General features: G+C 39.6%; 8 protein-coding genes. 6 read left to right on the forward strand and 2 right to left on the reverse strand.

The features are described from left to right. Window positions 1–112 precede the first annotated feature (112 nt). From CQA58_RS04070 to CQA58_RS04095, 5 genes are all read left to right on the forward strand, one after another. The gene (locus CQA58_RS04070; RefSeq protein ID WP_115569451.1) at window positions 113–7,420 is read left to right on the forward strand and encodes an autotransporter outer membrane beta-barrel domain-containing protein; all 7,308 of its coding nucleotides are present in this window, start codon (window positions 113–115) and stop codon (window positions 7,418–7,420) included. 445 nt (window positions 7,421–7,865) lie between these two features. Next, the gene (gene ribA, locus CQA58_RS04075; RefSeq protein WP_115569452.1) at window positions 7,866–8,456 is read left to right on the forward strand and encodes a GTP cyclohydrolase II; all 591 of its coding nucleotides are present in this window, start codon (window positions 7,866–7,868) and stop codon (window positions 8,454–8,456) included. Between the two features lie 9 nt (window positions 8,457–8,465). Continuing rightward, a complete protein-coding gene (locus CQA58_RS04080) occupies window positions 8,466–9,701 on the forward strand; it encodes a molybdopterin molybdotransferase MoeA (protein ID WP_115569453.1) in 1,236 nt (411 codons plus the stop codon). A gap of 10 nt (window positions 9,702–9,711) precedes the next feature. Next, complete coding sequence (locus CQA58_RS04085) at window positions 9,712–9,939, forward strand: MoaD/ThiS family protein (protein ID WP_115569454.1); 228 nt, start codon at window positions 9,712–9,714, stop codon at window positions 9,937–9,939. A gap of 524 nt (window positions 9,940–10,463) precedes the next feature. Beyond that, entirely contained in the window at window positions 10,464–11,534 is a 1,071-nt protein-coding gene (locus tag CQA58_RS04095; protein ID WP_115569456.1) for a tyrosine-type recombinase/integrase, read from the forward strand. Window positions 11,535–11,546: 12 nt separating this feature from the next. Here the strand turns inward: CQA58_RS04095 and CQA58_RS04100 are convergent, their stop codons facing one another. After that, window positions 11,547–12,836, reverse strand: a complete 1,290-nt coding sequence (locus CQA58_RS04100) for an MFS transporter (RefSeq protein ID WP_115569457.1) — start codon at window positions 12,834–12,836, stop codon at window positions 11,547–11,549. Window positions 12,837–12,973: 137 nt separating this feature from the next. On the opposite strand from CQA58_RS04100, the gene CQA58_RS04105 reads away from it, so the two are divergent. Then, window positions 12,974–13,873, forward strand: coding sequence for a glycosyltransferase family 2 protein (locus CQA58_RS04105; protein WP_115569458.1), 900 nt, complete (start codon window positions 12,974–12,976; stop codon window positions 13,871–13,873). Between the two features lie 30 nt (window positions 13,874–13,903). On the opposite strand, the gene hcp is transcribed toward CQA58_RS04105, so the two are convergent. Beyond that, the gene (gene hcp / locus CQA58_RS04110; RefSeq protein ID WP_115569459.1) at window positions 13,904–15,427 is read right to left on the reverse strand and encodes a hydroxylamine reductase; all 1,524 of its coding nucleotides are present in this window, start codon (window positions 15,425–15,427) and stop codon (window positions 13,904–13,906) included. Window positions 15,428–15,456: the final 29 nt, after the last annotated feature.

Genomic DNA, 15,456 nt, shown 5'->3' on the forward strand with positions numbered 1-15,456 from the left:
ATGAAAATGTTACCCAAAATTGCTCTAGGGGGGGGGGGCAGATAAGAGATTAGAGCAAAACCCCTCTATACAAAAATCTAGCTTCAAACCCCTCATCGCAAGTTCCCTTGCTTTGGCTCTTGGAGTAAGTGTAGCAGTAGCGACAGAACCTACTTTCAGTCTTGATGGAGAAGCTGTAGAATCTAGCGTTTTTGGAATCCAATGGACAAATGATAGCAATGGCTCTTTCACTCCTCAGACTTCAGATGGCACAAGTCTTGTAGGCAAAAGAATCATTCTTGTCTTTAATGGCTCTGCTGAAAATTCAGGAGCAAATGGGGACACATACGACATTAAAGCAAGTAGTGAAGTTACAAACTTTACCCTCACAAGCACAACGACAATCACTGCAACCTCAATCGAACTTCGCCCCTCAAAAGTATCTAGTCCCACAGGAAAAATCACAACACTTGATCTCTCAGGAGTTACGAGTGGATATGCCCTAGTAGGGGATTTTAAAACAGGAGGTGGGAGTGGAAATACAAATATTGGTAAGTTTGGAGGGCAAGGAATTCAAGGAAATGTAACGCTTGATGGTTCAGCTTCAACAGAAATGTATTTTACAGGTAGTGCAGGGATTACAGGGACACTTACAATCAGTCAAAACGGCACAAACACTATCACCTTTGAAAATGGGACAATTGGTGGAGCGACAACCATTAGCAATGGAAACAATACTTTCAATCCCACATCTCAAAACATTTTTGCAGGTGGATTGACAATCAGTGGTGGGACAACAACGCTTCTAGCTAATGGAAACAAAAACATCAATGATATGCTTGGGACAACAACCCTAAGTGGAGGGACTTTGGCTTTTGGTTTTGCAGAAGATGTAGAAAATGATAACAAAATTTTCAATTTCAATACAAGCAAACAAGTGGAAGTAACCACTACAACCACCCCAGAAGACGGAGGAGAAGCTACAACTCAAACCTCACAAGTCAATCAACTCACTATTACAGGAGGGACTCTAGCCTTCAATGGTGCTAAAAAGGTGTATTTTAATAATAGTGATACAACCAATCAAGGAGATGGCACACTCACACTCACTGGTGGTGCAGTGAAATTCATCGTAGATCCCACTATCACCACAGCAAACGACAATACAGCAGAAAATGCTTTTCTCAAAGGAAATATCACTTCCGATGGTGGAAGTGTCATCTTTGCTCTCAATGCTAGTGATGATAGTATCACAGGAGTGAATCCCTTCACAAATCCCAATGCAGATTCTTCTTCACTCTCCACCTACTATGTCGATGGAAATATCACGATAAATAGTGGAGGGCTTTCAGCATTTTGGGATGATAGCAAAGGATTTGTAGGCAAGATTGCCACCACAAACAACCATACATTAACTTTCACTCCCACAAATGGCTTAAGTGGCAAAAATGATGTATGGTTTGATAGTGGGACTTTCAAAGATGGAAGCAACACTATCTCAAGCATTTCAGCCACAACAGGTACAAGCCATCTAGTCTTTGAAGATGTCATCAACATCGGAACTGCTCCTGCTGAAGGGACTACCCCAAGCAATGTCATTACAGCAAATGGTGGAAGCTCAATGATTCTCTTCAAAAACACCACCATAATCAATGGAAACATTTTGTCAAATTCAGGAAATAATAATCTCTACTTCAATGGCGATACCACTACTATCAATGGCAATATCAACACCCAAACCAATAGAAACACTTCCATTACTTTTAATAATGGGCAAAACACAATCAATGGTAATATAGCAACCTCAAGAGGAACAAACTCTATCACCCTAACTCAAGGAAGTATTACAATCAATGGCAATATCACATCTACTCGAGGAAATACTCAAATTACTTTCACTGCAGGGGAGAACTCAATCATAGGAAATATCCAATCTGGTTCTAGCGATTCTGGTTATGCTGAGACAGGGAAATACAATCAGATTGCCTTTGGTGGGACTTCAGCTTCACTAGGTTCATCTACCCAATCTGTAACTCTCAAAGCAGACAATAGTGGGACTGCTGGTTATGATGTGAGTTCTCTCAATACCGTTATCTTTGGTGCAACTACCAACAATATCTATCTTTCAGAACTTGGCACTAATGCAAGAAATATGACTACAACAAAGCTTAATTTTAATGCATTGAGTTTCAACAATGATGAAAATGACAATGGAGAGAAGCAAATTGCTTCAATCAACACCGATAAAGGAAATAACATTATTGGAAAAAACATTGCAAGTGCTTCTGATAATAGTGGCACAAAATACGGCAATCTCTACTATAGTAGCAATCTTTTTGATATAAAAAACTTCTCTATCCACGCTGGTAGCATTTCTCGTTATGGTATAGGACTAAAAGACAATTTTTCAGACAACTTTGTATCTAGTGATTATACAGCTAGTGGGACTTTTACATTTGGGAATAGCAGTGGAGATGTTGCAAATGCTATCGTTGCTAATGGATCTGCAAACAACTATATCAATGTCAGTGGGACAACGACAATCTATGGCAATATTCTCATCAACAATAAGCAAACTGGTGGCAAGAGTAGCAATCTTCTTGCTCTCACAGGAGATTCAGCCACTCTTGGAGCAGAAAATAGAAAGATTTCTGTAAAAATCACAAACTCTTCATACAATGGTGCAGGATACCAATCTTATGGGAATAACACGCTTTTGCTTGGAGCAGATATAAATACACTTCATATTTCAGAACTTAGTGTAGATGGGGATTGGGGAAGCACTAATCCTCATAAAAAAACTTTTAATGCTTTAAGTTTCAATCAAGGAACAAATAGTGCCAATATCGCTATAATCTCTTCATCTACGGGGAACAATTTTATTGGAAAAAATATCATCACTCAAGATGGGGGATATAATGCCAATTTATTCTCAAACACAAGTAATGCACAATTAAAAGACAATTTTGCTTCTGTCTTTGTATCTAGTGATTACACAGCTAATGGGACTTACACTTTAGGAAGTATTACAGCCAATGGTAAAGGAAACAATCTTGTTAATATTTCAGGAAACAATTCAATCACGGGAGATATTCTCGTTCAAAATAATCAAAAAAGTGGGGCTGAAGCTAACAATCTCTTTGTCCTCACAGGAAATTCAGCCACTCTTGGAACAGAAGATAGCAAAATTTCTATAAAAATCACAAACTCTGCTGGTGATGGATATGGTTGGAGATCTTATGGGAACAATACGCTTTTGCTTGGAGCAAGTACAAATACGCTTTATATCTCAGAGCTAAGCATAGATGGGGATTTTGGAAGCACTAATCCTCAGACAAAAACCTTCAATGCTTTAAGTTTCAATCAAGGAACAAATAGTGCCAATATCACTACAATCTCTTCATCTATGGGAAGCAATATTATTGGAAAAAATATCATCACTCAAGATGGGGGATATAATACTAATTTATTCTCGGGTACGACAATAAAAGGAAATTTTGCCTCTACCTTTATGTCTAGTGCTTACACAGCTAGTGGGACTTTCACTCTAGGAACTATCACAGCCAATAGTGAAAGAAACTATATCAATGTAGAGAATCTTACTGCAGGAGCTATCACAGCTAGTGGTGGAAGCAATTATATTTATTCCAATGGCACAAGCTCTCTAACCTCTATATCTGCTAGTGGTGGAAACAACACAATTACCCTCAAAGGAACTACAAACACTATTAGTGGAAACATATTAGCCAAGAGTTCAACAAACAACTATATCACTCTTGAAGGAAGCTCAAACAATTCCATTGGTGGTAATATCACATCTCTTCTGGGGAGTAATAAAATCGTTTTTAATTCAGGTAATAACTCAATTACAGGAAATATCCTTATTGACAATAAAAAAACTGCTTCTGGAGCTAACAATCTCTTTGTCCTCACAGGAAATTCAGCCACTCTTGGAGCAAAAGGTAGTGAAATTTCTATAAAAATCACAAATTTAACCAATGATGGGTATGGTTGGTATTCTTATGGAAACAATACGCTTTTGCTTGGAGCAGATACAAATACGCTTTATATCTCAGAGCTTAGCGTAGATGGAGATTGGGGTTCTAACAATGAAACCCCAAGAACATTCAATGCTTTAAGTTTTAATCAAGGAACAAGTAGTGCCAATATCACTACAATCTCTTCATCTCGAGGAAACAACATTATTGGAAAAAATATCATCACTCAAGATGGGGGATACAATACTAATTTATTCTCGGATACGACAATAAAAGGAAATTTTGCCTCTACCTTTATGTCTAGTGCTTACACAGCTAGTGGGACTTTCACTCTAGGAACTATCACAGCCAATAGTGGTGGAGCAAACTATATCAATGTAGAGAATCTTACTGCAGGAGCTATCACAGCTAGTGGTGGAAATAATCATATTGGATTCACAGGCAACTCTCTAGTCTCAGGTGATATCACCAAACCAAATGGAACAAACAACTTCACTTATCTTGCAGACAACTCCACCCTCACCCTACAAGGAGCAACTAATCGAATCTCCACCCTCACAGCAGTAAGTGGAGAAGCTACAAACAAAGATACTCTTATCATTGACACCTCTACCAATGCCAATGCCACAAGTATCGATAAGCTTGTCAATGGGGGCAATCTGATTGTATCAATGAAAGGTGCTACAAACTCAGCTACCCTCACACTCAACAACACTTCTGCTAATAGCACTCTAAAAGCCCTCAATCTCACAGAAGCAACTTCAGATATGGATAAAAATATCCTCAATCTCCAAGCAAGAACGACAACTATCCTTGATGAAGTCAATATCGCTTCAGGCAAGGGACTGACAATCAACCTCAATGGCACTTCTACAACACTAGAGCTAGATAATGGACTCTCCAACTCTGGGAATGCAAACATTAGCTTTGAGGGAAGCAATGGAGTATTTGATAGCATAATTGATACAAATGGAAGTGGTGCAACTACCACAATCAATATTGCAAACAATAAAACAGGAACAATCAAGGGCAATATCACTCAAAGCAATGATGGAGCTAATAATGTAGTCTTCAGTGGTGGCACAGCCAAACTCACACTTCAAGGCTCTAGCAATGCTCTTAACTCAGTAGATTCTACAAGTGCAGGGACTCTCTCCCTCAACTCTAGCAATGCTTCCACCACCACGATTGCTCAACTCAAAGGCAATAATCTCACAGCAAACTTTGGTGGGACAAATCAAGCTACAAAGCTTGTCATAGCAGATAGTGATACTTCAAACAAGACAATCACTCTAGCAGGAGTAAGCCTAGAGGCAAACTCCACAAACAACACCCTTGATCTCACTTCACTCACCTCAGCCACTATCAGCAGTGCTGTTAGTGTGAATCCAACCCAAGGATTGAGTATCGCACTTGGCTCAACTGATATGACTTTCACACAGGGGTTGAGTGGCAGTTCAGTGCTTAGTGTGAGTGGAATATCCTCATTTACAACCACTTCCAACGATATCCAAGCAAATACCCTCAACCTAATGGGAAATGCAAATGCAAAGGCAACATTCAAAAACACTACAACCACACTCTCCACTCTCAATGCCAATGCAAAGGGTGGAAATACTTTAGCTCTTGATTCTTCTAGCAATAATGTAGCTCTCACACTTGCCAATGCAATCAATGGGGTTTTGGATATAGAGCTTAGTGGAAGTGCTACCTACTCAACCACCCTCACTCTCAATGGTGGAGTAATCCAAAGCATTAGTGCCACAAATGGCACAAGCAACGCAGTTATTTTCTCTAGTGGCAACAGCACCATCAACAATGCAATCAATAGCACTTCAGTAGCAAGTGGAAAATCGCTCTCTCTTCAAGTCAAAAGTGGTGTAACACTCAATGCAAAAGGTGGTATCGATAATAGCAGTGGTGGAAGTATCAATATGGAATTAGAGAATAATTCCAAGCTCTATCTAGGAGCAACTAGCTCACTTAGCTCTCTAACAGCCAATAATGCAGTTATCAATATTGCCAATATGGAAGTAGAGCGTCCAACAAGAGCAATCACAAGAAATACTCTCACTATCGGAAAGAGTGGTAGTGGTGAAAGCTATAAAGGAAATGCTGAGTTTATCATCTATGTGGGTGGGGGACAAGCTGATAATATTGTCTTCAATAATGTAGCAAAAATGGATTCAAACACGAAATCAAGTGCAACCATCACAGCCACAGGAAGTTATTATAGCATTATCAATGGCAATCATACTCTTGTCGCCACAGTGAATGATACTGGATACAACTCCACTGATGGCTCAACAGATAATATGAATAAACTTCAAGGTGGAGAGGTTTTAGTCGGTGGCTCTCTTATGAAAACAACTCTTATTGAAGAGAGTGATGGCAATGGTGTAGTCAAATACTATCTAGGCAAAGGTGTAGATGAAGGAGCTCCTATCCAATACCAAGAAGTGGCAAGTTCAGCCCTCACGGTCAATTATGATCTTTTCCTTGCCAACTTTAACTCTCTAAATAAAAGAATGGGGGAATTGCGAGAGAGTGAGCATAGTAATGGAGTGTGGGCTAGAGTCTTTGGGGGAAATATGAGTAATGACTTTGGCTCTGGCAGTAAGACTGATTACCTCACAGCTCAAGCAGGATATGACTACTCACTTAGCATAGGAGAGAGTGCAAGAAACTTTATGGGAATTGCAGTGGCTTATGGAACTTCTAGCACTCAAGGAAATACTCTAAGTATGGATAACATTCTTGGCTCAAGTGGTTCAATTGCTTTGAGTGAAGTAGATTCTCATATGATTGAAGTAGGGCTTTATAACTCCTATGTGAGTGATAGTGGTTGGTATAATGACACAATCTTTAAGTTTGATTACATTATGAGTAAATTCTCTTTGAGTAACAAAACAGATCTTTTCACAGATACTAGCAACTTTGCAATGGTGCTAAGTGATGAGTTTGGGTATCGCTATAAATTTGGTGAGAGTGAGAAAGGAAGCTGGTATATTGATCCTCAAGTAGAAGTCGCCTTTGGATACTTCAATCAAAGTGATTTCAATCGTGCAATGTATGATGCGACAGGCACTATCTATGATACTACAATGAGAGCTACTCAAGACACTATCCTTACTCTAAGGACTAGAGCTGGAGCAAGTCTAGGGAAGAAATTCACTACTGATAAAGGATTTGCAAGTCTTTATGTGGGAGCATTCTATGAGTATGATTATATCAATGGTGGGAATGCAAGTGTTGAGGGACAAATCGGTGGAACAATCAAAAGCCTAGATAGTATTGAGAGCAATGGAAGAGCAGTGCTAAATGTAGGAAGCAATATTGAGCTAACTAAGGGGGCTAGAATGTATATCGATGTAGAAAAGAGCTTTGGAGATAAGCAAAGAACCTTTATGCAGTTTAATCTTGGAGCAAGATATAGTTTCTAGGATATGAGGATAGAGAAAGGGAGTGGGATAAAAAGGGGGTGGAAAATAAAAAGAGAGAAAGAGGGGTGAGAAAAAAGAAAAAAGGGGAGTGGAAATCAAACCCTTATCAAAAGGGCTTATCATAGATAGTAGTAGGTTTGCTGATACCTCTATGAGAGATTAAAGAGGGTTCTCAAAGTAGAGGTATCACAGAGCCTACTGCTTTGTTGAGATTTTTTATCTTAAAAAGGCTCTGTTTTTTCTTTGTCAGTTTTTCTCATTATTTAGAGTGGGCTTGGCTCACTCTAGCAAAGACGCCATAGGGCTTTGGGATTTCATAGAAGACTATTCTTTTTCAATATTTTTCTCTAAACTCCCTTCTTTTTCCTCAACACATTAGCAAAGCAACGATTTTTTTTCCAAAAAATGGTATAACGCCTTTTTATAATCATTTCTAAGGATATAAATGAAATTTGAAATCTCAAATACTGCCAAACTTCCCACTTCTTTTGGGGATTTTAAACTCACAGCTTTCAGAGAATATACTACAAATATTGAGGGTAGGGCGTGTGAGCTAGAGCATTTGGTTATCAGCTCAGAGTCTCTGCCTCAAATCCCTCTAGTGCGATTGCATTCTGAATGCCTTACAGGAGATGTGCTTAGCTCTTTGAAGTGCGATTGTGGAGGGGAGCTACACCTTGCTCTCAAGCTTATAGCAAAGGAGGGGGGGATGCTTCTTTATCTTCGCCAAGAGGGTAGGGGGATAGGACTTTTCAACAAAATCAACGCCTATGCCCTGCAAGATAGGGGACTAGACACGGTGGAGGCTAATGAAGAACTAGGATTCCCAAAAGATGCAAGGAATTATGATATCGTGGGAGAAATGTTTAAGCATTTCAACCTCACAGAAATCAAGCTTCTCACAAACAATCCCAAAAAGATTGACTTGCTCTCAAGATTTGTCAAAGTGCAACGCTCTCCAATCATCATCGAGCCAAATTGCCACAATGAGCATTATTTGCAAGTCAAGAAAGAAAAAATGGGACATTTACTCTAAGGAGAGAATATGAAGACAAACATTAGCTATCAAGAAAGTATAGAAATCTTGCACTCAATCAATGTGAGTGCAAAAAGTTATGAGAAAATCCCATTCTCTCAAGCACTAGGGCGTATCCTAGCTCAAGATATAGTCGCAGAGGAAAATATGCCAAACCACCCCACTTCAGCAATGGATGGCTATGCACTTAGCTCTGAGGATATTGCTTCTCTTTACTCTGATGGGCTAGAAATCCTCTCTATCAACAAAGCAGGGGAGAGTGAAGAGCAGATTTGCCACAAAGGGGCGTGTATCAAGACATTCACAGGGGCAAAAATCCCTATAAATTGCGATACTTTGGTGCTAGTAGAAGAGGTGAGAGTAGAAGGGAGTAAAATCTATGCACTTGAGGGGGCAAAGATTCAGAGGGGCAAATGGATTAGAGCAGTGGGGGAAAACTACACAAAGGACGAGGTTTTGCTCAAAAAAGGAAGTCAAATCACCCCATTTGAAATCGGACTTTTAGCTGAGCTAAATTGTGTGTTTGTGTGCGTATATCTCAAACCTAAAGTAGCAATCTTAAGTGGTGGAGATGAGATTATTGAGGTGGGAGAGAAACCTAGAGAAAACACCATTAGAAGCGTAAATAACCACTTGCTTCAAGCCCTTTGTAGCTCTATGGGGGCAGAGGGGAGAATCTATCCATTGCTACTAGATGATAAAGGGCAAATTGAGAGAGAGGTAAGGGAAGCTTTGAGGGATTGTGATGTTCTTATCACCACAGGAGGGGCGAGCAAGGGGGATTTTGACTACACCCAAGAGGTTATAAGAGAGGTTTGTGAAATGAGCTTTAAGGGTGTGAGAATGAAACCAGGCAAACCTGTGGGGTTTGGAGTGAGGGGAGGGGAGCAGTTTGTTTTCTCCTTACCGGGTTTCCCAAACTCTTGTGCTGTAACTTTTATGCTTTTTGTGAGGATAATCATCGCTAGACTTCTTGGCACGACTCCCACCCTCACCCCACTCAAAGCCAAACTTACTCAAAGTATCAAGAGGGCAGATAGCAGAATGGAGTTTAGAATCTGCAATTTGAGGATAGAAAATGGGATTTATGAGGTAGGATTTTGGGACAAAAAGACATTGCAAAGCTCTGTGGTTAATAACTTTTGCTCTAAGAGTGCATTGATGATTTTAGAGGAGAATGGAGCAGACTTGCAAGAGGGCGAAATGGTAGAAATCTTACTTCTAGATTCGCTCATCAAACTATAAGGAGTAAAAAATGGCAAAGGTAAAAGTAGAGTTTTTAGGACCAATCGGACTAGAAGCAAAGGATTTTGAGGTGGCAAACCTTGAGGAGCTTAGAGCAGAGTTGCAAAAGATTGAAGCTTTGAGAGAGTGGCTCAAACTCAGTGCGGTGGCACTCAACGATGAGATAGTAGAGGATTTAAGCACCCCTCTAAAAGATGGGGATAAACTCGTTCTCCTCCCCCCTGTATGTGGTGGATGAGATTTGGGGCTTTGCCCTAACCTCTTTTATAAGACTTCCCAAAGTCTTTTTTGCTTCTATTTATTTTCTAGAAAAATACAATAAAAATACAATCCCCCAAAAAAGCCTCTAAAATCAATTTTGTAATGCAAAGATACATTCAAAACTCAAAAAAGCGTTTTAAAGCGATTTTTGGATTTAGGGCTTTGGATTTTGGGGCGAGGGGTGAGAAAAGTGATTTTAATTTGGTTTGAAAATTATGGTTTTCATAACTAAAATAATCATATATCACCATACCTTGGGCTTTTGGCGTTTTTTGAGTCTTTCTCAAAGTCCGATGAGTTTTTAAAACCCCAAAAATCCAAATCCCAAATCTTCCAAAATTTCTCCTTTTCAAAAAAAGCCTCTTCAAAAAAAGCCTCTAAAATCGATTTTGCAATGCAAAGATACATTCAAAACTCAAAAAAGCGTTTTAAAGCGATTTTTGGAGATATAATCTTGTTTTCATAACTAAACTAGGTTTTTATCAACCAAATGGAGCAACAATGAGATATGCACTTGATTATCATTCAAACTTCAATGACACCCTACTCTTTTGGATCACACGATATATCCGATACAAACTCACCACACTTTCCAACAAAAATGTCCAAGACAAGCAACGCCTCTCTATAATGGTAGGCAAACTTCAGCAAGGGATAAAAAGCATACAAGAGCTAGAAAATATCACAAAAGAAGCTAGAAATGCAGGGCTTATCGGAATCGCTACCTACTCTAACCCACTCATCAAGCTCTACACCTATCTTAGTGGGTTGGGGCTAGAGAGTATGAGAGGGATTGATGAGGAGTGTTTGAGCGATTTCTTGATGATTGAGGGCAGTGGGTTAAGCCCAGCAAGTAAAAAAAACTATCGCATTGCTATTATTGGGTTTTTTGGCTATGTGGATAAGCAAAATGAAGATAGTGCAGGGCAGAGCTATGTGTTTAATATCGAGCTAAAAAATATCGGTGGGATTAGAGGAAAGAGTGGGCAAAAGCTCCCTGCATATATGAATGAGGTAGAAATTGCGAAGTTTCTTAAGTGTATTGATGATTTTGAGCAGTCAGAAAGAATCAGTGCTAGAAATCGCCTTGCAATCAAGCTCATCATTTATACAGGGGTGCGTGTGAGTGAGGCACTCAACCTCAGACTCAAAGACATTTTCCCTGAAGGTGAGGCGTATTTACTCCAAATCCGAGGTAAGGGCGATAAAATGCGAGTGGCAATGATAAAACGCAAACATATTCAATCCCTGCTTGATGAATGGCTTATCAAACGCCGTGAATTAGGTATCAAAAGTGAGCTTTTGATTTGCAATCAAAAAGGCTCTGCCCTCACCCAAGCCTATATCTATAAGGTAGTTGATCAAATCCTAAGCTATGGAGGGATTTTCAAAGAAAAAATGGGGGCTCATATGCTTCGCCACAGCTTTGCTACCCTACTCTATCAAAAAAGCCAAGATTTGGTTCTTGTGCAAGAGGCTTTAGGACACGCTGATCTCAATACAAGTCGGATTTATACTCACTTTGACAAAAATCGCCTAATGGAGGCTGCAAGTCTTATGGATAATATGTAGGGCTTCTCTCCCCTACTTCTCCCACATCTTTTTATACACACACGCCACGCCATAAGCCACAAAGCAAAGAAGCAAGATATAGCCATAGAGGGCATAAGGATATTTTCCACTCAAAGAGAGTGTATGCAAAGTGAGTGCTAGTTGAGGGGTGAATCCCCCCACAATCGCATAGCCGATATTGTAAGCAAAGCTAATCCCTGAAAACCTAAATCTCGCCTCAAACACCTCACACATCACAACAGGGGTAAAAATCATAATTGCCACACCAAAACAGCTCAAAATATAAGTGATGATTGCCCCCACCTCACTCCTTGCTCCATAAAGATTGTAGAAAAATACCAAAGAGAGAGAGCCTAAAACCACAGCAAAAACCTTATAGCTTCTTGAGATACCAAACCTATCAGCACACGCCCCTGCCAACACACAACCAAAGACAAGGGAGAGGATTCCACCCATTTGCACTAGGCTTTTTTGAATGTCTGAAAAGCTCAAAACCTTTTGCATAAAGTTTGGCATAAATAGCACCAATACTACAATACACCCTGCCAAAACCCAAGTGCTAAACATCGAGAGGATAACGCCTTGCTTTGAAGTCTTTAGCACCTCTTTGAGTGGGAACTTCTCCAAAGCCCTATCTTGCTTCATCTGCTGAAACACAGGCGTTTCGCTCAAAAACTTTCTTAGATAGATTGAGATGATTCCAAACACTCCACCGATAAAAAATGGAATCCTCCACCCCCACTCTTTCATCTCCTCTGCACTCAAACTAAGATTTAAAATCAAAGCCACTAGATTACCAAGCAAGATTCCCCCCACCACAGAAGCTGTCAAAACCCCTAGATAAAGGGCTTTATGCTTTTGTGGGGAATGCTCTCGCACAAACACCCATGCCCCTGGCAACTCTCCCCCAATAGCAATCCCTTGAAACACCCTCACAAGGAGTAAGAAAAGAGGTGCAAGATAGCCAATAGTCTCAAAAGTAGGAATCAAAGAGAGAGAAAAAGTAGGCACAACCATTAGCAAAATACTGAGCATAAACATATTTTTACGTCCTAGTTTATCGCCAAAATGCCCCATTACAATCCCCCCAATCGGCCTAGCCAAATACCCTGCTGCAAATGTGCCATAGGTGTTGAGATCTCTCCAAAAAGTGCTTAGCTCTTGAGGGAAAAAGTGCATAGAAATGTATTGGGTGAAGAAAACAAAAATAATAAAATCATAAAACTCCAATGCCCCACCAAGAGAAGAAAGTCCCAAAGTTTTAAACTCTTGTCTGTCTAGTGTTTTGCGTGAAGTGTGCATAACATTCTCTCCAAGTATGTATATATACTTTTTCTTAAAAAAAGATGCATATCTTTTATAATTAATCTTTTTTCAAAACCATTTATTTAGAGAAAACAAGTACACTCTCCAAAAAAATGAATAAAAGTAAAAAATAAATGGAACAAAAAAGAGAACTGATTGTTAATCCTTTTTATTCTGATTTGCATCTTGGTTTAGATTATTATATCCTAAGCTTACACAAAAAAGCAAAAAGACTATGGAAAAGGGGAATTTATACCAATGCTTATCACCCTCAAAGCCCTCTTAATCCTTGGGCATTTATTCGAGTCTGCAATGAGGCAGAAACCCTGAGGCAAAGCCTTGAGTCTATCATAGGAGCAATTTCAAGAGGAATCATTGTTTATAATGAATGCACAGATGGGAGTGAGGAGATTATCAAAGAGTTTTGCTCCAAGTATCAAGGATTTAAGTGTGTGGAATTCCCCCACTCTGTGGCACAATGTCGGTGTACTCAAGAAGAGTTTGAGAGCAAAAAAACTTTGGCTGATTATTATAATTTTGCTTTGAGCTTTATCCCTCAAGGAGAATGGCTAGTCAAGATTGATTGTGATCAAATCTATGACGCTCAAAAACTCAAAGAGAGTTTTGCACTTGCCACAAAACCGACAGATATTGTATTTTATTTCAGAATGAATCTCCATTGCTTTGATTATGAGATTTACCTAGATAAAAACTCTCCAATCCTAGATCCAAAGGATCATTGGTTGATTTGCAATAATGGATTGTCTTTTGACAACGCTATTCAAGAGAGTGATGAAAAAGGGGTGTATTATTGGGAATTACTTCAAATCCCCTGTGAGTATTGTGAGATTAACGCACCTCTAAACACTTGGCATTTTCCACTTCTCAAAGCAAGTCGCAAATCTCTTGCCTCAAAATACAATCATATCCCCCTATCTGATTACAAAGAAGTAATCCCTACAAGATTTCTTAAAAGAATCGCTCCTGATATGCTAGATGAAAAAAGGATTTTACGCCTTCTCAAAGGGGAGTAGCTCCCTACTCTACCCTTTAAGAGAGAAATATTAAGAGATTTTGAACAGCTCTAAGTCTTCTTTGACACTGGAGATTGTGCCGAGGTTAAATTTCTCCACTAAGTATTGTGTGATATTTGGAGTGAGGAATGCAGGGAGAGTTGGTCCGATATGAATGTTTTTCACTCCCAAGTGCAAGAGTGCTAGAAGCACGATGATTGCCTTTTGCTCATACCACGCAATGTTATAGACGATAGGCAACTCATTGACATCAGCTAGTCCAAAGGCTTCTTTGAGTTTGAGAGCGATGACAACTAGAGAGTAAGAATCATTGCACTGCCCTGCATCAAGCACTCGTGGGATTCCATCGATATCTCCAAGATTGAGCTTGATATAGCGATATTTTGCACAACCTGCTGTGAGGATTACGCTATCTTTTGGCAAGGCTTTGGCAAACTCAGTGTAGTATTCTCGGCTTGTATGTCTTCCATCACACCCACCAAGCACGATAAATTTCTTGATTTTCCCTGCCTTGACTGCATCAATGACTTTATCTTGCAATGCACTCACTTGGGCGTGTGCAAATCCTCCGATAATACTTCCATTATCAATGGCTTTGGGAGGTTGGCATTTTTTGGCTTGCTCGATGAGTGGGGTAAAGTCTTTTTTGCCATTGACTTCTTCAATGTGCTTTAGTCCATCATAGCCCACAACTCCTGTGGTATAAATCCTATCTTTATAACTCTCACGCACAGGCATTAGGCAGTTTGTCGTCATCAAAATCACACCATTGAAGCTCTCAAACTCGCTTTGTTGTTGCCACCAAGCTCCTCCATAGTTACCTCTAAAATGCTTGTATTTCTTAAAGGCTGGATAGTAGTGTGCAGGAAGCATTTCTGAGTGAGTGTAAATCTCCACACCACTATCTTTGCTCTGCTCTAGGAGCATTTCCATATCGTGCAAATCGTGTCCTGAGATGAGAATCCCTGGCTTATCCCCTACTCCGATATTTACCTCTGTGATTTCAGGATTTCCATATTTGCTTGTATTTGCTCGATCTAGCAATTCCATTGCTTTCACGCCCATTGCCCCTGTCTTATCCACCAAAGCAATATACTCTTCTAAGCTATGCTCTTGAGTGAGATATCCCAAAGTATCGCTCACAAAATCAAACAATTCTTCATTTTCAAATCCAAGTTGCAATGCGTGATAAAGATATGCACTCATTCCTTTTAGTCCATAGATGACTAGCTCTTGGAGTGAATGCTTATCAGCGTCAAAATTCTCAATCATCTCTAGGCTCAAAAGCTCATCAATGCTTTTGTCTTGATAGGTTTTTGTGATTGCATTGCTTATATCTGTGGCTGAAAAATTTGCATTAGTGATAGTCATAAAGAGATTGTGAATGATTTGAAGCTTCATCTCTTTATCAGCCTTAAATGAAGCTAACTGACTAGCCTTAATGAGTGCGTCTTGCAAGTTTGCGACTTGGTAAGTCTTCCCACATACGCCATTATTGGTACAAGCCTCATTTTTTAGTGTTTCTTGGCATTGATAACAAAACATTTTTTCCATATTTTCCTCCGATTTTGAAATTGCAAGGG

Origin of the sequence: Helicobacter brantae (assembly GCF_003364205.1) — a bacterium.
Lineage (GTDB): Bacteria > Campylobacterota > Campylobacteria > Campylobacterales > Helicobacteraceae > Helicobacter_G > Helicobacter_G brantae.